This is a genomic window from Aquihabitans sp. McL0605 (assembly GCF_049993875.1).
In the GTDB taxonomy this organism is placed as follows: Bacteria; Actinomycetota; Acidimicrobiia; order Acidimicrobiales; family Iamiaceae; genus Aquihabitans.
Map to the genome: position 1 here is coordinate 3,472,836 of NZ_CP188252.1, position 20,111 is coordinate 3,492,946.

Below are 20,111 nucleotides of genomic sequence, written 5' to 3' on the forward strand. Positions count from 1 at the left end.
TGCTGGTGGGCGGTTGGGTCACGACGGCGCCATGGCGCCGGAGAGGTAGGCGGTCTCGAGCTCGGCGGCGATCTCGGTGGGCGGGCCGACCTTGGCGATGCGGCCGTGCAGCATGATCGCCGCCATGTCGGCGACGCCGAGGACCTCGTGGGCGAACTGCTCGACCACGAGGATGGAGATGCCGGTGGAGGCGATCTCGGCGACGCGCTCGTAGAGCTCGTGCACGACGATGGGCGCCAGGCCCATCGAGAGCTCGTCGAGGATCAGCAGGGCGGGATCGGTGCTCATGGCCCGGGCCATCGCCAGCATCTGCTGCTCGCCGCCCGAGAGGGTGCCGGCGGTCTGCCCCCGGCGCTCACCCAGCCGAGGGAAGCGCTGGTAGGCGATCTCCTCGACGTCGTGGCGGCGGGTGCCGGTGTGGGTGGCCATCCAGAGGTTCTCGGCCACGCTCAGGTTGGGGAACACGCCGCGGCCCTCGGGCACCATGCAGATGCCGGCGCGGGCCAGGGCGTCGGCGTCGGCTCCGAGGATGCCGCGGCCGCACACGGCCACGGTGCCGCTGCTGGCCGGGAGCAGCCCGGCGATGACCTGCAGCGTGGTGGTCTTGCCGGCGCCGTTGGGGCCGAGCAGGGCGAACACCTCGCCGGCGGGGATCTCGAAGCTGATGCCGTCGATCACGTCGAAGTCGCCGTAGCCGGCGCTCAGGTCGCGGACCTCGAGCACCGGGATGGCCGCTTCGACCAGCTCCTCGTGCTCGGGCTCGGTGAGCTCGCCGCCGCCCCCTGCGGTGCCGATGCTGGCGGTGGCCGAGCCGGCGGGCGTGTTGGGAGCGGGCTCGTCCTGGTCGCCCAGGTAGGCGGCGCGCACGGCTTCGTCGGCCTGGATGGTGGCCGGGTCGCCCGAGGCGATGATGCGCCCGAAGTCGAGCACGTCGATGTGCTGGCAGGCGCTCATCACCAGGCTCATGTCGTGCTCGACGAGGAGCACGGCGAGGCCATCGGTGGTGAGCTGGTGGAGCACGACGGCGAACTCGCCGGTCTCGGCCTCGTTGAGCCCCGACGACGGCTCGTCGAGCAGCAGCACGCGGGGCCCGTTGGCCAGCGCCCGGCCCACCTCGACCAGGCGGGCCCGTCCGGTGGGCAGCCCGTCGACGCGATCGTCGGCGACGTCGCCCAGACCGAGCCGCTCGATCAGCTCGTCGGCGATGGCCGTGGCCCCGCGGCGGCCGCCCGCCTTGCGCTGGCGGAACTCGGCACCGGCGAGGATGTTCTCGCGGACGGTGAGCAGGGAGAACGTCTCGAGGCGCTGGAAGGTGCGGCCCAGGCCGAGCCGGGCCCGCTTGTGCGGCGACAGGGACGAGATGTCGCGGCCGTCGAGGGTGACCTTGCCGCGGCTCACGTTCTGGAGGCCGCACAGCGCGTTGAACGTGGTGGTCTTGCCGGCGCCGTTGGGCCCGATCAGCCCGGTGACCGTGCCGGCACGGACCTGGAGGTCGATCTCGGACACCGCGACGTGGCCGCCGAAGCGGACGGTGAGCTCCTCGGCGGCGAGCAGCACGGGTGCATCAGCCACGGGCCAGCACCTCCCGGGCGCCGGTCGGTGCTCGCAGCGGACCGTAGAGCGGTTCGGTGTCGAGCCCCGTGGCCCGGTCGAGCGCGACGCGGTCGGCGTCGGTGAACCCGTCGAGGCCCATCACGTCGAGGTCGGATGGCGCCGCGACCCCGGCCGCCTTGGCAGCGGCGGCCGCCCGGCGCTCGGCGAGCAGGGCCTTGATCGACCGGGCCGTCTCGTTGACGGCGCCGTTGGGGTTGCGCCCGAGGCTGATGCCGGCGAGGGCGGGGCCGAGGATGAGCAGGTTGGTCAGGCCCGGGTACACGTCGGGGATGATCAGGTAGGTGAGGGCGTAGATGACGCCGCCGAACAGGGCGCCGCCCACCGCGGCGATCCCGCCGATCACCGCGAACAGCACGATGGGCAGGCCGGTCAGGAACTGGAACGTGGGCGGGCTGATCGAGTTGAGCTGGGCGCCGTAGAGGGCGCCGCCCAGCCCGGCGATGCCGGCCGACAGCGTGAACACCTGGAGCTTGGTGGTGGCCAGGTTCACGCCGAGCGTGACGCAGGCGGCGTCGCTCGACTTCATGGCCAGCAGGCGACGCCCGAAGGGCCGGTCGCGCATCCAGACGATGAGGGTGGCCACCAGGCCGAACACCACGCCGATCAGCACCAGGTGGGCCCGGTCGCTGTCGAAGGAGAAGCCGAAGATGTCGAGGCGGCCGACGGCGAGGTTGCCGTTGGGGATGATGGCGTTCTGGTTGAACACGAGCTGGTCCATCAGCACCGCGAACGCGGCCGTGGCCAGGGCGAGGTAGAGCCCGCGGAGGCGGATGGCCGGCAGGGCCACCAGGGCGCCGACCGCGGCGGTGACGACCACGGCCGCCACCAGCCCGAACGGGGTGCCGTGCCCGCCCCAGCCGCCCATCACGATGGCGCCGATGCCGGCGAACGCCATGGGGGCCAGCGAGATCTGCCCGGCGTACCCGATGAGCGGCACGAGCGAGAGCATCACGATGCCGAGGGCCAGGCCCTGGCCCATCTGGAACGTGCGCAGCCCGGACCAGATCGTGGCGAAGGCGTAGGCCGAGCCGGCGAGCAGCACGGTGCCGATCAGCCAGCGTCGGGGCCCGGGCGACGGGATGATCTCGCGAGACTTCAGCTGGGCGCCGGCCCGCACCTTGAGCGGCGGCAGGAACAGCAGCACCACGAACAGGGTGATGATCGGGATGGCCGCCCGCAGGCCGTTGAGCGAGAGCCCGGTGGTGAGGTGCAGACCGGCGATCGAGTTGAGCGGGGTGTCGAGCGAGAGGTAGCCGACGGCGTACGACTGGGCGAGGCCGATCAGCACCGCGCCCAGGAACGTGAGCGGCAGGCTGCGCAGCCGGCCGAACATGGCCGCGCCGTAGGCGTTGATCACGAGCAGGGTGAGCGGGATGTGGGCCAGGGTGCCCTGGCTGCCGGCCAGCAGGATGCCGGCCAGCGCGGCCAGCGACGAGCCGATCGCCCAGGACAGCATCGCCGAGCGGTCGGGCCGCCCGCCGTTGAGCCGCGACAGGTCGCGGTCGTCGACCACGGCCCGCATCGCCACGCCGCTGCGCGTCCCGAACAGGAGGAAGCGCAGGGCGATGGCGGTGACGATGGCGGCGGCGATGGTGATGCCCTCGTGCCACGACATCTGGTACACGCCCAGGTCGATCGAGTTCCCGGCGAAGAAGCCGGGCATGTTCCGGCCGACCGTGGGCGAGAAGAAGATGTTGGCGGCCTGGTACACGCCGAACAGGAGGCTGATCGACACGATCAGCTTGGTGACCTCGGAGACGTTCCACAGGCCGCGGATGATGACCCGCTCCACCGCCGCTCCGAAGAGCGGCGCCAGGACGAGCAGCACCGCGACCAGCGCGATCGGGGCCGGCCAGTGCCACTGGACCCGGAGCTGCCAGTACACGAACGCCGCGAACATGCCGAACGCGCCGTGGGCGAAGTTGAAGATGCCCGAGGTGGTGTACGTGACCACGAGGCCGCTGGCGGCGACCGCGTAGAGGGCTCCGGTGACCAGCCCGATGATCGTGAACGTCAGGAAGTGGTCCAAGGCGCCTACTTCGCCGCCTTGACCTTGGCCACGTTGCCGGGGTCGCAGCTGAAGTCCTGGTCGGTGGGTGCCCACCGCACGAACTTCAGGTCCTTGACCTGCATCACCATCTGGCAGTCGGACGGCTCGTTCTTCGAGGGGTTGGAGGCGGCGTGGAGGCCGCCACCGGTCCACTCGGTCACCGCGGATGCGCCCTTCAGGATGCAGTCGCGGGTGAGGTCGTTGTCCTGGTCGCACTGCTTGGCGAGGGTGGCGAACAGCAGCCAGGCCGACGTGCTCTGCAGGCCGAGGAGGGCCTGCTTGCCGCCGTACTTCTTGATGTTGTCGACGTAGCGCTGGGTGGCCGGGTGGGTGCTGGCCTCCTCGAGCGGGATGAACGAGGTGCTCACGAAGGCGCCGTTGGCCGCGGGGCCGGCGGCGTCGAGGAACGCCTGGTCGTAGAAGTTGGTCTCGTAGTAGCGGACCTCGGGCTTGTAGCCGATCTGCTGCATGGCCAGCTCGAGCCCGGCGGCGTTGGCGCCCTCACCGATGAACTTGACCCACTTCACGCCCTTGTTCTGCAGGGTGGTGGCGAACGGCTTCCAGTTGGCCTCGCCGTTCACGCCGTAGGTCTGCGTGTCGACGATGGTGGCGCCGGCCTTCTCGAAGCCCTGCGACTCCTTGGAGTACTGCGCCTGGAGCGTCTGGAAGTCGGCGTAGAGGAAGCCGGTCTTGTCGAAGGCGCCGGGGTACTTGGCGTCGACCATCTTCACGCCACCGATCGGGTAGCGGTCGCCGGGGTTGGGCACCGGCTGCACCGTGCGGCTGGCCGTCGGCGAGGTTCCGGCGAGGCCGGCCTTCTGCGGGGTGACCGCGAAGCCGGCGATGTCGATCAGGTTGCACTTGAGCCCGGTGTCGGCCCACAGGTTGTCCTGCACGGCCCCGCCGCCGACCATGGAGAAGTCGGTCTTGCAGGCCTGCTCGATGACGGGCTGGTAGTTGGTGAGCGCAGCGTCGTGCTTGTTGAGCTTCAGCGTCTTGCCGTTGATGCCGCCGGCGGCGTTGCACCACTTCACGAAGGCATCGCCGGCGTCGAAGATCTCCTGGTTGAGCCCGGGGCGTCCCGAGAAGCCGGGGTCGGCCACGGTGCCGAGGGTGATGCCGTCGGCGCTGACGCCCTGCGAGTCGGTGCCCGTGGGGACCTTGCCGCCGCCCTCGTTGGGGCCGCACACGTCCTTGAGCGTTCCCCAGTCTCCCGCCCCTGCGGTGGCAGCCGCGGTGGTGGTCGACCCGGAGGACGAACCCGAGGTGTCGGAGCCTCGATCGCCACAACCTGCGGCGACGACGGCAAGGGCAACAACGGCGAGGACGCCGACGAGCTTCTTCATGTTTTCCCCATCTGTTTGCCACCGCCGGACCGAGGTGTTGGTCCCGATCCGGAGGAGCCCCTAGTGCAACTCTGCGCGTCCAGCGGTGCCGGACGCGGCTGAACCTACCCGCAACCGAACGTGCTGTGCTGGGCGATCGCGCAAGTTCCTGACGGACCGTCAGGATCGCGCCAGGACGGCGGGCTACGTTCGGCGGCGATGCCCTCCGATGATGACGTGGACCCCCACCCCGCTGCCGGCGCCGCTCCGTCAGCCTTCGAGCCGGCGCAGCTGGGACCGCTCCGGCTGCGCAACCGGGTGCTCAAGGCGGCCACCTTCGAGGGCGTCATGCCCCGGGGCGCGGTCACCCAGGAGCTGATCGACTTCCACGTCGCCGTCGCCCGCGGTGGGGCGGCCATGACCACCCTGGCGTACTGCGCGGTGTCGAAGGGCGGTCGGGTCAGCCGCGACACGCTCGTGTTCACCGAGGACCAGATCGACGACCTCCGGCGCCTCACCGAAGCGGTGCACGCGGAGGGGGCGGCCATCTCGGCGCAGCTCGGCCACGCCGGCCTCGTGGCCCAGAACCAGTCGAAGCGGTACCCGAGCCTGGCGCCGTCGACCCGCTTCTCGATGCCGGCCATGGGTCGGGTGCATGGTGCCACCCACGAGCAGCTCGACGAGGTGGTGGCGCAGTTCGAGCGGGCGGCCCGGGTGGCGATCGAGGCCGGCTTCGACGCCGTCGAGGTCCACCTCGGCCACAACTACCTCCTGAGCTCGTTCCTGAGCCCCAACCTCAACAAGCGCACCGACGACCTCGGCGGCAGCATCGCCAACCGCTCGACGTTCCCGCGCCGGGTGGTCGAGGCCGTGCGCACGGTCGCCGACGGCCGCGTCGCGGTGCTGGCGAAGTTCAACATGGCCGACGGCGTGAAGCAGGGGCTGTGGCTCGACGAGAGCCTGCAGTTCGGCCAGCTCCTCCAGGACGATGGCCACCTCGACGCCATGGAGCTCACCGGGGGCAGCTCGGTGCTCAACGGCATGTACTTCTTCCGCGGCGAGGTGCCGATGAAGGAGTTCGCGGCATCGCAGGGCCGCCTCGTCGGGCTCGGGTTCCGCGTCTTCGGCCGCCGGATCTTCCCGACCATCCCGTTCGAGGAGGGCTTCTTCCTCCCGTTCGCCCGCCAGTTCCGCGAGCAGCTCACCATGCCGCTGGTCCTGCTCGGCGGCATCAACGAGGTGGCCACGATCGACGGCGCCATGGCCGAGGGCTTCGAGTTCGTCGCCATGGCCCGGGCGCTCCTGCGCGAGCCCGACCTCGTCAACAAGATGGCGGCCGGGCGGTCGGCGGCGGGCATCTGCATCCACTGCAACAAGTGCCTGCCCACCATCTACAGCGGCACCCGGTGCGCCCTCGTCGACCCGGAGCCGCCCGCCCGCCCCCAGCCCCTGACCGTGAGGACCGATCCATGAGCAGCACGCGCACCGTCGTCGTCACCGGGTCGGCCTCCGGCATGGGGGCCGCCACCAAGGCGGTGCTCGAGGCCGACGGCCAGCGGGTGATCGGCGTCGACCAGCGCGACGCCGAGGTGATCGCCGACCTCGGCACCCCCGAGGGCCGCGCCGCCGCCATCGCCGCGGTCACCGAGGCCAGCGGGGGCGCCATCGACGGGCTCGTCACCTGGGCGGGCGTACCCGGGCTGACCCACGTCCCCGGCAGCGTCCTGGTGTCGGTCAACCACTTCGGCACCGTCGCGCTGCACGAGGGCCTCCGCCCGCTGCTCGCGCTCGGCGATCGGCCTGCCGCGGTCGCCATCAGCTCGAACTCCACCACCTGCCAGCCGGGGGTGCCGATGGACGTGGTGCAGCTGTGCCTCGATGGCGACGAGGCCGCCGCCCGCGACGCCGCCGACGCGGCCGGATCGCTGGGCACCTACCCGGCCACCAAGACCGCCATCGCGTGGTGGGCCCGCCAGCAGGCCACCACCGAGGCGTGGGCCGGGGCCGGCATCACGCTCAACGTGGTGGCTCCGGGTGCGGTGGAGACGCCGCTGCTCCAGGCCTCCCGGGACGATCCCACGATCGGCCAGTTCATCGACCAGTACCCGATCCCGATCGGCCGCAAGGGCACGGCCACCGAGCTGGCCGAGGTGGTGGCCTTCCTGCTCGGACCGCACGCCCGCTTCTTCTGCGGATCGGTGGTGTGCGTCGACGGTGGCACGGACGCCTTGTTCCGTGCCACCGACAACCCCACCCCGTGGGTGCCCTGAGGCGAGCTACTTCACCACCACGTTGGCGTACTCCGCCGACGTGAGGATGTTGGAGATGAGCACCTCGGTGGGCTGGCCCCCGCTGACCTCGAGCAGCGCCACGTAGCCGTTGAACTCGCCCTTGCTGGGGAGGCGGTGGAGCATGCCCAGCGAGACGAGGACCGTGTCGACCTCGCCCCGCATGCGGCGGACGCCTTCGGACGACTCGGAGAAGCCGACCATCATCTCGCCGCGGGAGACACCGTTGCCGAGCTCGGCGACCCAGTGGGCCAGGCCCGCGGCATCGGGGTTGCGCTCGAGGACGCTCTGGTAGACGAGCGTGACGAACGCTGAGTTGCTGAGCTGCCCGTACTTGGTCTTGAACTCGGAGCTCTTGGCGAACGAGTTGGCGATCTGGCGCAGCGTGGTGGGGCCGGCTTCCTTGGCGGACCAGTAGTCCAGCCCGTTCAGGTCGGGCATGCGGAGGAAGAAGGCCCAGTAGAGGCGCATGATCGGACCGCGGTGGTCATCGAACGTGCCGTGGGCGAGCCCGTTGATGGTCGATTCGGAGCTGGCCACCCCGTAGAGGACCCGGTTGTTCAACCCGACGATCTGGCCGATGGTCGGGGCCGTCCCGGTGAAGTCGATGAGGTTGCGCTGGATGAGACCGGTCGTGTTGGCGAACGGGCCGAGCTCGTTACTGGCCCGCACGTACACGTCGAGGTTGCTGCTCCCCTGCTGGTCGTAGCCCAGCTCCGAGGCGGTGGCGTAGCCGGCGGCCGTCCCGTCGGGGCTGATGCTGGGGAGGATCGTGTACGAGTTGAGCTGGCCGCCGCTGCTCGTCGTGCTGGTGCGCACGGTGGTGGAGGCGGCGAGGTCGCGGACGAACGTGTCGGTGACGCCGTTCGTGTCGCCGCTGACCAGGTTGGTGGCGCCCGAGGTGAAGGTGACCTTCAGGCCGTCGGCGCTCATGTCCGGGTCCCAACCGCCGGTGTTGGCCGGCTGCCCGGCGGTGTTGCGGGACACGAGCACGGTGGTGGCGAGGGTGCGGTCGCGTCGGAACACGTCGTAGCTCGGGGCGTCGACGGCGGGGGTGAGGTCCGTCGCAAGGGACTGGAACGTGATGAAGCGGCCGTTGTCGCTCACGCTGGGCCAGTACGAGTCGCCGTCGCTCTGGTCGCCGTTGCTGGCCGTGCTGACCTTCTCGGTGGTGCCGAGCTGGCGGTCGCGGAGGAACACATCCTTGTGGCCGTTGGTGTCGACGCCCACCTGCGTGGTGTTCGAGCCGAACACCACGTAGCGGCCGTCACCGCTGAAGGCGGGGTAGTCGCTGGGCGAGGTCAGGGCGGCATCGGCGCTGGTGACCGACTCGATCTCGGTGGCCCCGGCGGTGAGGTCCCGGACGAAGATGTCGGTCGCGTTGTTGAGGTCCCAGTCGACGACGTTGGTGGCATCGGACTGGAACAGCACCTGCTTGCCGTCGTAGGAGATGCTGGGGTGGGCGGAGTCGCCGCCGGTGAGCTGGTGCGCCCCGTTGTTCGTGAGGCTGACCCGGACCGTGGTCTTCAGCTGCAGGTCCCGCAGGAAGATGTCGGCCTTCCCGTTGGTGTCGCCGGGCACCAGGTTGGTGGCCAGCGACCGGAAGACCACCCAGCGGCCGTTGTAGCTGATCGCCGCCTGGTCGCTCAGCCCGTTGCCCTGGACGTCGTGGCTCGAGACGCTGACTCGGGTGGTGGTCTCCGAGAGGGTGCTGCGGACGAACACGTCGCCGATGCCGTTGCTGTCGCCGGCGACGAGATCGCTGGCGTCGGAGTTGAAGGCCACGAACCGACCCAGCCCGCTCAGGTCGGACGAGGTGGAGTCCTTGTTGCCGGTGTGGTCGTTGGTGGCGACGGAGATCAGGCCGTTCACGGGGGCCTTGCCGGTGGTGGCCCCAGCCGGTGAGGCGGGCAGCGCGAGGGCGGTGAGCGAGGTGAGGAGGGCGAGCCCGACCCCTCGGAGGGCGGTGGTCTTGTTCATGCTGAGCAACGTACGGAAGCCCTGCTCAGGGGTCATGAGCACTCGCTACTCATTCGCTCGGGCGGGCGCGCGGGGGCGGGCGCGGTGAGGGGCGGGCCCGTGCCGGACCCGCCCTGCCTCCCGCCCGTTCGGGTCAGTGGACGACGGAGGAGTACTCCCCGCCCACGAGGAGGTTGACGATGAGGACCTCGGTGGGCTGGCCGCCGCTGAGCTCGAGGGCGTTGGTGTAGCCGACGAACTCGCCGCTGGTGGGGAGCCGGCCGAGCATCCCGAGGATCACCAGGACGGTGTCGACCTCGCCGCGCATCTTGCGGATCCCCTCCGACGACTCGGAGAAGCCGACCATCATCTCGCCGCGGGTCACGCCCTTGGCCAGCTGGCCGACCCAGTGGGCCAGGCCGGGCGCGTCGGGCTGGCGCTCCAGGACGTTCGTGTAGACGAGCGTCACGAAGGCCGTGTCGGAGCCGGTGCCGAAGTTGGTCTTGAACTCGGAGCTCTTGGCGAACGAGTTGGCGATCTGCTTCAGGGTCGTGCCGTGGCCGAGCTTGTTCGTCCAGTAGTCGAGGCCGTTCAGGTCGGGCATCCGCTTGAAGAACGCCCAGTAGAGGCGCATGACCGGGCCCCGCTGGTCGTCCCAGGTCCCGTGGGCGTAGCCGTTGATGATCGACGACGTGCTGGTGGTCCCGTGGAGGAGCTTGTCGTTGGCCGCCGCCAGCGCAGCGGACGACAGGGCGGCGCCGGTGAAGTCCTTGGCCGTGCGCTGGAGGAAGGGGCCGGTGTCGCTCCACGGTCCGAGCTGGATCGCGCTGCGCTCGTACACGTCGAAGAGGCTGTTGGCGTCGCCCGCGTAGCCGTTGGTCGAGAAGCCGGCGAACGTGACGGACTGGCCGTCCGCGCTGACCGCCGCCATCGAGCTGGCCTGGGGGAGCTGGGTGCCGGTGGTGCTGACGCTCACCCGGGTGGGCACGCCGGTGGCCCGGTCCCAGCTGAAGACGTCGGTGGAGGCGTTGGTGTCGCCGCTCACGATGTTGGGCGAGGCCGAGGCGAACACCACCTTCGACCCGTTGGCGCTGATCGCCGGGGCGCTGCCGCTCATGCTGCCCGGGATGCCGGTGGTGCTGCGGCTCGCCAGGTCGGTGGCGGCGGTGTTCCGGTCGCGCACGAACACGTCGGCCTGGGCGTTGTTGTCCTGGTACATGGTGAGGTCGGTGGCGGTCGACTGGAAGGCGACGTAGCGCCCGTCGTCGCTGACCGTGGCGTCGTCGGAGATGCCGTTCGGGTGGCTGGAGTCGCTCGACAGGCTGACCCGCTCGGTGGTGCCGGCGGCGCGGTCGCGGAGGAACACGTCGGGGTAGCTGTCGGCGAACGTTCCCACCTGGTTGGTCATCGACGTGAACACCACGTAGCGGCCGTTGGCGCTCATCGACGGCGTGCCGGCCCCGTCGACCAGCAGCGCCTCGTTGCTCGCGACCGAGGCGATCTCGGTGGTGTTGGCGTCCTGGTCGCGGACGAACACGTCCTTCTTGTTGTTGGTGTCGCCGGGGAACAGGTTGGTGGCGGTCGACTCGAAGGCGATCAGCAGGCCGTCGCTGGACACCACCGGGTGGGCCGACGCGCCGCCGGTGGCCTGCGCCTTGGTGCCGCTCGCCACGTCGACGCGGGTCGTCGTGTGGTTCTTGAGGTCTCGCACGAACACGTCGCCGAGCCCGTTGGAGTCGCCGGCGACCAGGTTCGAGGCATCGGAGCGGAACGCCACGAAGCGCCCGTCGAAGCTGATCGACGGCTGGTCGCTCTTGCCGTCGGCCTGGGTGCTGGTCCCGGCCACGCTCACCCGGGTGGTGGTCTCGGTGAGGGTGTCGCGGACGAAGACATCGGCGGCGCCGTTCGTGTCGCCGGGGACCAGGTCGGTCGCCGTCGAGGTGAACGCGACGAACCGGCCGTTCGTGTTGACGTCGCTCTCGGTGCTGGTGCCGGCGCCGGACTTCCCGTTCGGCGCCGCGGAGATGAGCCCGGTGAGCGGCTTGGTGTTGGAGGTGGCGCCCGCCGGCGAACTGGCGAGCAGGGGGGCGGTCAGGGCGGCCAGGGTGAGGATCCCGGCGGCGCGGAGAGCGCGAGGTGCGCGGTTCGTGTGCATGGGCTGAAGGTACGGACGACCCTCGGAACCGTCACGAGTAGTGACTACTCATTCCCCCGGGCGCGATCCCCTGACCACCCACCCGACCTGCCCCAACCGCCCCGACCCCGGGCAGCTCTTCGTGACGTCGGTGGCGGGGCGACCAGGATCACGAACAGTCCGGGCGTGGTGGTGGTCAGGCCTTGCCCATGGCGGCGGCGAGCTGGTCGCGCTTGTTGACGCCGAGCTTGGCGTAGGCCTTCTGGAGGTGGTTGTCGACGGTGCGGATCGAGAGGTACAGCCGGTCCGCGATCTCCTGGCTGCTGAGCCCGTCACCGGCCAGCGAGGCGATCTCGCGCTCGCGCGTGGTGAGCGGCACGGTGGCCTCGGTGGGGGCGATGGCGGGGCTGCGCACCCCGGGGCAGCGCTCCATCAGCAGCGCCGCCCGGTTGGCCAGGGCCGCGCCCGGCCGCGGCTGGCCCTGGCGCCGGTGCGCATCGGACGCAGCCGATGCCGCCTCGGCGGCCAGCAGCAGCGCCCCGAACGCCTCGAACTCGTCGGAGACGGCGGCCAGGGCGGCGGCATCGTCGGCGTCGAGGGCGGCGACGTGGGCGGCGCGGGCGGCGATGAGCCGGCTGTCGGAGCGCCCGGCCAGCTCGACGAGGCGCGGCGCCAGGCCCCGGGCTCCGAGGCGGGCGGCGTCGTGCCACAGCCACGCCGCCGAGGTGGCGTTCGAGCCCACGACCGCGGCGTCGGCCTCGGCCAGCAGGATCTCGCGGGCCCGGGCCGGTTCGCCGTTGGCCCACGCCGACCAGGCCACGCCGATGGCGTGGTCGTGCCCGAAGAACGGGAAGCGCGGGAGCGTCTGGTACTCGTCGATGGCGGCGGCGGCCTCGGCGGCGCGGCCCAGCATGGCGTCGGCCATGGCCTGCCCGGCCAGGGCGCCGCTGAGCGGGCCGCGGAACCCGTGGAGGCGGGCGGTCGACGCCCCCTCCTGGTACCACCGGAACGCCTCGTCCATCCGGCCCCGGCAGCCCGCGGCCTTGGCCAGGACGAGGGCGAACCAGATCTGGGCGATCGGCACGCTGTCGCCGACGGCCACCTCGTAGCCGAACGTCGCCAGCTCCTCGGCCTCGTCGAGCCGCCCGGCCTCCACCAACGAGAACGTCTGGTTGACGATGTGCGTCCCGGGATGGGCGAGCGCCAGGGGCTCGGGCATGGCGCTGTGCACCGCGAACCCCTGGGCGGACACGTCGACCGCCTCGGCGGTCCGGCCCACCGCGGCGAGCGCCGGCCCCTCGATGATGGCCACCAGCACCTGGGTGCGCGGGACGCGGGCATCGATCGTGGCCAGCACGTCGAGCGCCGCCTGGGGCAGGCCGGAGAACAGCAGCACCGAGCCCTTCTCGGCCACGAGGTCGGCACCGTGCTCGATGCCCACCTGCTCGAGCGCGTCGGCCACCACCTGCATGGCGCCCTCCCAGTCGCACAGGCCCCACTGGCAGTTCTTGGTGCGCAGGGTGGCCCGCTGGATCAGCAGGTCGATCGGCGTGTCGCGGGGGACGGGGGCGGCGAGCACCGCCTCGGCCGCGTCGAAGTGGCCCATCTCGTAGTGGGCCTCGCCCAGCAGCACGCTGGCCTCGGCCGACGGCGACGAGGCGTCGAGCACCGCCCCGAGGCGCTCGACCTCGGCGAAGTCGTGGGCGTAGCGCGCCACCCGCGTGGCCTGGAGGAGCAGATCGGCGTCGGGGGTGCCGCCGGCATCGAGGCGCCACGTGGCCACCCGGCGCGCGTCCTCGCGCCGCCGGGCCCCCAGCTCCTCGACCCGGTCGGCGGCGGCCAGCAGGATGGCGCGGCGCCGCAGGACCGGGAGGTCGGCGCGCAGGGCCTCGCCGTAGAGCGGGTGGGCGAGCACGAGGTGCTGGCGGTGGTCGTCGAGCAGCACCCGGATCAGGCCGGCCTCCTCGAGCGCCTCCAGGTCGTGGGCCGTCGCCTCGCCCGTGAGCTCGGCCGGGCGCAGCGGCGCGCACAGCGCCAGCTGCTCGAGCACGTGGCGCGACGCGTCGGGCAGGCCGGTGAGCCGGGCGGTGAACAGCTCGGTCAGCCGGCGGCTGGGCGGGATGGCGCCGGCGATGCGCCAGGTGCCCGAGTCGTCGCGCAGCCGGTCGGCATCGAGCGCCTGGAGCACCAGCTCGCGCAGCAGCAGGGGGTTGCCGCCGCTGGCCAGGTGCAGGCGGCGCACGGTGTCGGCGCCCACCTCCCCGCCCAGCGCGCCGCGCAGCACCTCGGCCGTGGCCGGCCGGTCCAGGTCCTTGAGGTCCATGCGGACGGCTCGCTGGCTGCGCCACCACCCGGCCACCGCGTCGGGCACGGCTTCGCCGTCGCGGATGGTGGCCACCACGAACACGGCGCCGGCCTCGATCAGCTGGGTGAGCAGCACGGCCGACGAGGTGTCGAGCAGGTGGGCGTCGTCGACCAGCAGCACCAGGCGCCCGTCGCCACCCATGGCGGTGAACTCGGCGCGGGTCCGCTCGAACAGCTCGCGGGCCGTGGCCGTCGACGACAGGTCGTGGGGGAGCACCGGTGCCAGGGCGCCGAGGGGCATGAGGGCGGCGGCCTTGCTGGCCATGACCCGGGCGGTGAGGCGGCCCTGGGCCTCGGCGGCGTCGAGGCACGCGTCGGCCAGGCGCGACTTGCCGACGCCGGCCGGTCCGTACAGCACCACCACGTTCGTGCCGGGGTCGATGAGCGCCGTGGTGAACGCATCGAGCTCGGGTGCTCGACGGGCCAGCGGCCACGGATTGCTCGCCTGTGCCATCGCCCTGCCCAACGTGTCGGAACCTCCGCCGAACGGTAGTCCCGCAGGCCGCCGCCCCGTTCCCAAGCGAACGGGCCTCGCGCCGCGAGCCGGGCAGGTAGACCTGGCACCCATGTCGCTGTCTGCCTTCGGTCCCCGCTCGTGGGCCCGGCCCGAGATGATCGCCTTCGGTCGCGAGACCACCGCCACGCACCTGCCCCGCCCCGGTGAGGTCTCGCTCGACGGGGCCTGGTCGTTCGTCCTCCGGTCCCGGCCCGAGCTGGTGACCGACGACGACCTGGCCGGCCCGGCGGACCCGGCGCACGGGTTCGCCGAGATCCTCGTGCCCGGGTGCTGGACGATGCAGGGCTTCGACCGCCCGCAGTACACGAACATCGACATGCCGTTCCCCGGGCCGCCGCCGGCGGTGCCCGACGAGAACCCGACCGGCGTGCACCGCCGCACGGTCGCCGTCCCGGCCGAGTGGGCCGGGCAGCGGATCGTGCTGCACGTGGGCGCGGCGGAGGCGGTGCTCTACGTGCACGTCGACGGGACGCCCATCGGCATGGGCAAGGACTCGCGCCTGCCGCAGGAGTTCGACCTGACCGGTGTCGTCACCCCGGGGAGCACCTTCGAGCTGGCCCTGTCGGTCGTGCGCTGGTCCGACGCCACCTACCTGGAGGACCAGGACCACTGGTACCACGCCGGGCTGCACCGCTCGGTGCGGCTGTACGCCACACCACCCGTGCGGGTCGCCGACCTGCACGCCGTGGCCGACCTCGACCCGGCCGCCGGCGCGGGGCACCTGGTGCTGCGCGTGGCGGTCGAGGCCCCCGGGGCGGGACCGGACGGCTGGCGGGTCCGCGCCGAGATCGACGGCCAGGTGGCCGAGGGCCCGGTCACCTGGGAGCACCCCACCGACTCGCTGCAGAACTGGATGATGTTCGCCGGGCGCCACGTCGACCTCGCGTTCGACCTCCCCGACGTGGCGCCCTGGACCGCCGAGACCCCGAACCTGCACCCGGTCGCCGTCACCCTGCTGGACGCCGAGGGCGAGCCGGTCGACCAGGTGGCGATCACGGTCGGGTTCCGCCGCGTCGAGGTGGTCGGCGCCGAGCTGCTCGTGAACGGTCGAGCCGTCCTCATCAAGGGCGTGAACCGCCACGACCACGATCCCCGACGCGGCAAGGCCGTGACGGCGGCGTCGATCGAGGCCGACATCGTGGCGATGAAGCAGCACGGCATCAACGCCGTCCGCACCTCGCACTACCCCAACGACCCGCACCTCTACGACGTGTGCGACCGCCTCGGCATGTACGTGGTCGACGAGGCCAACATCGAGACCCACGCGTACCTCCGCAGCCTCAGCAAGCAGCCGCGGTGGTCGGCCGCCATCGGCGAGCGCGTGGCCCGGATGGCCCTGCGCGACAAGGACCACCCGTCGATCATCTGCTGGTCGCTCGGCAACGAGAGCGGCATCTCGCCGGCCCTGCGCGCCGCGGCCGAGTGGCTGCGGGCGTACGACCCGGGGCGGCCGATCCAGTACGAGGGCAGCATCGGCGAAGGCCTGTTCGGCGGCTTCGCCGACGGCGAGATCCCCGACATGGCCGAGCTGCTGGCCCGCCCCAAGCCCGAGTCCGACGTGATCGCGCCGATGTACCCGTCGGTCGAGGACCTGGTGCACTGGGCCACGGCCGCCCCGCCCACCCGGCCGCTGATCATGTGCGAGTACATCCACGCCATGAACAACTCGTGCGGCTCGCTCCACGCCTACTGGGACGCCATCCGCACCTACCCCGGCCTGCAGGGCGGGTTCGTGTGGGACTGGGTCGACCAGGCGCTGCTCCAGCGGCTGCCCGACGGCACCGAGCGGCTGGCCTACGGCGGCGACTTCGGCGACACGCCCAACGACGGGCCGTTCTGCCTGAACGGCCTCGTCGCCGCCGACCGCACCCCGCACCCGTCGCTGCACGAGCTGGCGAAGGTCATCCAGCCGGTGCAGATCCGCGCGGTCGACCCCGCGGCCGGTGTGCTGGAAGTGCACAACGAGCACGACTTCACCGCGCTCTCGTGGCTCGAGCCCACCTGGACGCTGGCGGTCGACGGCGTGGTGACCCAGACCGGGTCGCTCCCTCCGCTCGACCTGGCTGCCGGCGCCACCACCTCGCTCACCGTCCCGTTCCTCGCGCCCGTGCTCGGTGCGGGCCAGGTCGCCCACCTCACCGTGGGCTTCCACACCACCGTCGACCTGCCCTGGGCGGCGGCGGGCCACCTGGTCGCGTGGGAGCAGGTCGAGGTGGGTCGTGGCTCCGGTCCGAGCGATGCGCCGGTCGACGAGCCGGCCGGTGGCGGTGGTGGCGGCGTCCTGGCGGCCGGTCCGCTCGATGAGCTCGACCCGACCATCTCGCTGTGGCGGGCCCCGATCGACAACGAGACGTTCGGCCCGACCATCGGCTGGAAGCACGCCGCCCGGTGGACCCACCTCGGCCTGCGCGACGCCGCCACCCGCGACGACCTGCCGAGCCTGGTCACCGATGCGGTCGGCGGCTCCGACGGCCGGGCCGTCTCGCACACGGTCGTCGTCCCCGACGGGCTCGCCGACATCGCCCGCGTCGGCGTGCGGCTGCGCTTGGGCTCGGGGATCGACCGGGTCGAGTGGCTGGGCGACGGCCCGCACGAGGGCTACTCGGACCGCCGCGCCGGCACCCGGGTCGGGCGGTGGACCACGCCGGTCGACGAGTGGCCGGTGCCGTACGTGCACCCGCAGGCGAGCGGCAACCGGACCGGCGTCCGCTGGCTCCGGTTCCTCGCCGACGACGGCACGGTGCTGCTCACCATCGACCGCCTCGCCGGCGAGGCTGGTGGCGACGGCCTCGACGTGACCGTGTCGCGCTGGACCGATGAGGAGGTGGCCGACGCCGATCACCTCGAAGACCTGCCGACCCGAGCCGACCGGGACGACTGCTACGTGTGGCTCGACGCCGCCCACCGCGGCGTCGGCTCCGCTGCCGTCGGCCCCGAGGTCCGCCCCGAGTTCCAGGTCGGTCCCGGCACCTACCGCTGGTCCTACCGCCTTCGCTGACCGCGCCCGTCCGCCACCGGCCCGTGGGATCGTCGATCCCGCCTGCCATGCTGGTGGCAGCTGCTGGCCGATCGAGGAGGCACCGATGTCCGATCCCACCGACGAGCGTCCGCCGTTCCACCTGGCGTTCCCGTGCCTCGACATCGCCGAGTCGGTGGTGTTCTACGAGGGCCTCGGGTGCAGCATCGGGCGCACGAACGAGCACGCCGCGATCATCGGGTTCTTCGGCCACCAGATCGTGGCCCACCGCGTGCCGGCCATCGAGCCGCAGCCGGGCATCTACCCCCGGCACTTCGGCGTGATGGTCAGCTACGAGGTGCTCGACCAGATCGAGGCCAGCCTCAACCGCCTGGCACCCGACGCCACCACGCGGGCGCACCGCTTCCCGGGCGAGCCCATCGAGCACGACTCGGTCCAGTCGCTCGACCCGTCGGGCAACGTCCTCGAGTTCAAGACCTACCGCTACCCCCACGCACCGTTCGCTGCCGTCGACGACGTCCGCATCGGCGACGTCAGCGTCTGACCGCCGCGCCACGATCCGCATGGCCTGAGATCGGGTGGGCATCTTCAGCTGGTGGCGATGGATTCGTAGACGGCGTCCATGAGGGCGCGGTTGCGGCTGCTCTGCCACCGGGGGACCACGTGGTTCATGGCGTACCCGAAGGCCACGCCGGCATCGGGGTCGGCGAAGCCCAGCGACCCGCCGGTGCCGAAGTGGCCGAACGTGCGGGGGTTGGGACCGAGCGGGCGCTTCGGCGTGGTGGGCTGGAACCCCAGGCCGTAGGTGACGTCCTCGCCCAGGATCGGGCAGAAGCCGTGGGCGCGCGGCGTGGTGGCGTGGGCCAGCAGGTCGGGGGACAGGAGGCGGCCGGGCTGCAGCAGGCCGGCGTAGATCCGGGCGATCCCGGCGGCCGTGGCCTGCCCGCTGGTGGAGCCGATCTGGGCCGACCGCCACGCCGCCGTGTTGGCCACGCCGACCGATGAGTACCCGGGTGGGTTGAGGTGAGCGAGGACGTTCAGGAGCAGGTCGCCCTCGAGCCCGTCGAACGAGGTGACCACGGGGATCGGCTTCGGCGGGGCCCAGATCACCTCGGCGCACCGGTGCTGCTGGTCGACCGGCACCCCGAACCAGACATCGGCACCGAGGGGCTCGGCCACCCGCCGCAGGCGGTCGCCGGGCGCGGCGCCGGTGACCCGGCGGACCAGCTCGCCCACGAGGTGGCCGAACGTGTTGGTGTGGTACACCAGCCGCTCGCCGGGCCGGTACCAGGCGTCGGTGGCCGCCACCGCCGCGGTCATCCGCTCCCAGATGAACAGGTCGTCGTCGGTGAGGACCTCGCGGATGGCGGGGACTCCGGCCCGGTGGGTCAGGGCGTGCGCCACCGTCGCCGTCCCCTTGCCGCCCGCGCCGAACTCCGGCCACACCTCCGCGATCGGCTGGTCGAGTCCGAGCCGACCCTCGTCGACGAGCTGCAGGGCGAGCAGGCTGAGGATCGCCTTCCCCACGGAGTAGATGCCGACGAGCGTGTCGGGCTGCCACGGCTGGGTGCGGGCCTCGTCCCGCCATCCGCCGACGAGGTCGACCGCCACCTCGCCGTCGACCACCACGTGCACACCCGCGCCCACCTCGCCGCGCTCGGCGAAGTTGGCGGCGAAGGCGGCGCGGACCGGTTCGAACCCCGGTGCGCACCACCCGTCGATCGGGGTCGGCGCCCCGTCGCCGGCGTCGCCCGACCCGCCCGGGTCGGTCATCGCTCGGAGCCGGCGTCCGTCGGCTCGTGGCCGGTGAGGACGGCGTCGCCGAGCGCGGGGAACACCTTGGCGACCTTGGCGGTGAGGTAGTCGCCGTAGGTGCCCGACCAGTCGTGGACCGAGGCGCCGTCCCAGCGCTCGTCCCCGGTGGACGCGGTGCCGGCCTCGCCCCGATCGTCGGCGAGTGCCGCCTCGGGCACCGGCAGGATCTCGGCGTCCCACCCCGGGTCGAAGAAGAACGGGAACGACAGCCGGTCCGTCGCCGAGCCGTCGGCGCCGATGGCGGCCGCGTGGCGGACCCGGTGCGGGGTCGACAGGTAGCGGCCGCCGGTCATGCGCTCGAGCATGTCGCCGAGGTTCACGACGAACGTGCCGTCGACGGCCGGGACATCGATCCACTCGCCGTCGGCCCGGACCTGGAGGCCGGGCGTGCCGTCGTGAGCCAGCACCGTGAGCAGGCCGTAGTCGGTGTGCTCGGCCACGCCCCAGCCGTCGTCGACCGGCGGTCGCGGCGGGTAGCGGAAGATGCGGAACAGGACCGTGGGGTCGGCGGTGAGGTGGCGATCGAACCAGTCGGGCGCCAGCCCCAGCCCGATGGCGAGGCCCCGCACGAGCGCGTGGCCCAGCCCGGTCATCGCCTCGATCCAGGCCAGCACGGCGGCCCGCAGCTCGGCCGGGCTGGCGGGGAACTGGTTGGGGCCGTGGAGCGGCAGGCCCGCCCGCACCCGCGGGTCGTCGGCGGGGAGCTCGGCGCCGAAGTACAGGCCCTCCTTGTGGTCGGGCCGGCCCGACGTCAGCTCGCCGCCCTCGGGGAACCAGCCCCGCCACGCCCGGCCGCCGTGGGCCATGGCGATGGCGGCCTTCTCCTCGTCGGGGAGGGCGAAGAACCCCCGGGCCAGCGCATCGAGCCGAGCGAGCGACGCGGGATCGACCCCGTGCCCGCTGATCAGGAAGAACCCGAAGGACCGGCACGCCCCGTCCATCGCCTGGGCGGCCGCCGCCTCGTCGGCCGCCACCGCCGCGGCACCCCTGCCGGCCACCAGCGCCGACACATCGATCACGGGCAGCTCTCGCACCCGCCCAGTCTGCCCACCCGACCCCCGGAGGCCC

General features: G+C 72.2%; 12 protein-coding genes. 4 read left to right on the forward strand and 8 right to left on the reverse strand.

Annotated features, from left to right (window positions below; genetic code table 11):
* Window positions 1-18 precede the first annotated feature (18 nt).
* The 3 genes from ACPPVX_RS16030 to ACPPVX_RS16040 are packed head-to-tail and all read right to left on the reverse strand — an operon-like array spanning window position 19 to window position 5,010.
* Entirely contained in the window at window positions 19-1,572 is a 1,554-nt protein-coding gene (locus tag ACPPVX_RS16030) for an ATP-binding cassette domain-containing protein (RefSeq protein WP_426571575.1), read from the reverse strand.
* Window positions 1,565-3,643 carry an ABC transporter permease gene (locus tag ACPPVX_RS16035; protein WP_426571576.1) on the reverse strand — a complete coding sequence of 693 codons (2,079 nt, stop codon included), beginning with the start codon at window positions 3,641-3,643 and terminating at the stop codon, window positions 1,565-1,567. Before ACPPVX_RS16035 ends, ACPPVX_RS16030 begins: the two co-directional genes overlap by 8 nt.
* Before the next feature lie 5 nt (window positions 3,644-3,648).
* Window positions 3,649-5,010, reverse strand: coding sequence for an ABC transporter substrate-binding protein (locus ACPPVX_RS16040; RefSeq protein WP_426571577.1), 1,362 nt, complete (start codon window positions 5,008-5,010; stop codon window positions 3,649-3,651).
* A 198-nt stretch (window positions 5,011-5,208) separates the two neighbouring features.
* On the opposite strand from ACPPVX_RS16040, the gene ACPPVX_RS16045 reads away from it, so the two are divergent.
* Entirely contained in the window at window positions 5,209-6,462 is a 1,254-nt protein-coding gene (locus tag ACPPVX_RS16045) for an NADH:flavin oxidoreductase (protein WP_426571578.1), read from the forward strand.
* Window positions 6,459-7,259 carry an SDR family oxidoreductase gene (locus ACPPVX_RS16050; protein WP_426571579.1) on the forward strand — a complete coding sequence of 267 codons (801 nt, stop codon included), beginning with the start codon at window positions 6,459-6,461 and terminating at the stop codon, window positions 7,257-7,259. The genes ACPPVX_RS16045 and ACPPVX_RS16050 overlap by 4 nt, the downstream gene beginning before the upstream one ends.
* A 6-nt stretch (window positions 7,260-7,265) precedes the next feature.
* Here the strand turns inward: ACPPVX_RS16050 and ACPPVX_RS16055 are convergent, their stop codons facing one another.
* From ACPPVX_RS16055 to ACPPVX_RS16065, 3 genes are all read right to left on the reverse strand, one after another.
* Window positions 7,266-9,257, reverse strand: coding sequence for a DUF4214 domain-containing protein (locus ACPPVX_RS16055; protein ID WP_426571580.1), 1,992 nt, complete (start codon window positions 9,255-9,257; stop codon window positions 7,266-7,268).
* A gap of 133 nt (window positions 9,258-9,390) precedes the next feature.
* The gene (locus ACPPVX_RS16060; RefSeq protein WP_426571581.1) at window positions 9,391-11,391 is read right to left on the reverse strand and encodes a DUF4214 domain-containing protein; all 2,001 of its coding nucleotides are present in this window, start codon (window positions 11,389-11,391) and stop codon (window positions 9,391-9,393) included.
* Window positions 11,392-11,566: 175 nt separating this feature from the next.
* Complete coding sequence (locus ACPPVX_RS16065) at window positions 11,567-14,188, reverse strand: LuxR C-terminal-related transcriptional regulator (protein ID WP_426571582.1); 2,622 nt, start codon at window positions 14,186-14,188, stop codon at window positions 11,567-11,569.
* Window positions 14,189-14,300: 112 nt separating this feature from the next.
* On the opposite strand from ACPPVX_RS16065, the gene ACPPVX_RS16070 reads away from it, so the two are divergent.
* Window positions 14,301-17,249 carry a glycoside hydrolase family 2 TIM barrel-domain containing protein gene (locus ACPPVX_RS16070; protein ID WP_426571584.1) on the forward strand — a complete coding sequence of 983 codons (2,949 nt, stop codon included), beginning with the start codon at window positions 14,301-14,303 and terminating at the stop codon, window positions 17,247-17,249.
* A gap of 85 nt (window positions 17,250-17,334) precedes the next feature.
* Window positions 17,335-17,772: a VOC family protein gene (locus ACPPVX_RS16075; RefSeq protein WP_426571585.1), complete on the forward strand. Its 438-nt coding sequence runs from the start codon at window positions 17,335-17,337 to the stop codon at window positions 17,770-17,772.
* A gap of 44 nt (window positions 17,773-17,816) precedes the next feature.
* On the opposite strand, the gene ACPPVX_RS16080 is transcribed toward ACPPVX_RS16075, so the two are convergent.
* Together ACPPVX_RS16080 and ACPPVX_RS16085 are read right to left on the reverse strand one after the other, a co-directional pair.
* Complete coding sequence (locus ACPPVX_RS16080; protein ID WP_426571586.1) at window positions 17,817-19,001, reverse strand: serine hydrolase domain-containing protein; 1,185 nt, start codon at window positions 18,999-19,001, stop codon at window positions 17,817-17,819.
* Window positions 18,998-20,077, reverse strand: a complete 1,080-nt coding sequence (locus tag ACPPVX_RS16085) for an isopenicillin N synthase family dioxygenase (RefSeq protein WP_426571587.1) — start codon at window positions 20,075-20,077, stop codon at window positions 18,998-19,000. The genes ACPPVX_RS16080 and ACPPVX_RS16085 overlap by 4 nt, the downstream gene beginning before the upstream one ends.
* Window positions 20,078-20,111 lie beyond the last annotated feature (34 nt).

Bases quoted from the DNA above. Each gene is read 5' to 3' on its own strand.
- ACPPVX_RS16040 (WP_426571577.1), bottom strand. From the start codon at position 5,010: ATGAAGAAGCTCGTCGGCGTCCTCGCCGTTGTTGCCCTTGCCGTCGTC.
- ACPPVX_RS16045 (WP_426571578.1), top strand. From the start codon at position 5,209: ATGCCCTCCGATGATGACGTGGACCCCCACCCCGCTGCCGGCGCCGCT.
- ACPPVX_RS16050 (WP_426571579.1), top strand. From the start codon at position 6,459: ATGAGCAGCACGCGCACCGTCGTCGTCACCGGGTCGGCCTCCGGCATG.
- ACPPVX_RS16055 (WP_426571580.1), bottom strand. From the start codon at position 9,257: ATGAACAAGACCACCGCCCTCCGAGGGGTCGGGCTCGCCCTCCTCACC.
- ACPPVX_RS16060 (WP_426571581.1), bottom strand. From the start codon at position 11,391: ATGCACACGAACCGCGCACCTCGCGCTCTCCGCGCCGCCGGGATCCTC.
- ACPPVX_RS16065 (WP_426571582.1), bottom strand. From the start codon at position 14,188: ATGGCACAGGCGAGCAATCCGTGGCCGCTGGCCCGTCGAGCACCCGAG.
- ACPPVX_RS16070 (WP_426571584.1), top strand. From the start codon at position 14,301: ATGTCGCTGTCTGCCTTCGGTCCCCGCTCGTGGGCCCGGCCCGAGATG.
- ACPPVX_RS16075 (WP_426571585.1), top strand. From the start codon at position 17,335: ATGTCCGATCCCACCGACGAGCGTCCGCCGTTCCACCTGGCGTTCCCG.
- ACPPVX_RS16080 (WP_426571586.1), bottom strand. From the start codon at position 19,001: ATGACCGACCCGGGCGGGTCGGGCGACGCCGGCGACGGGGCGCCGACC.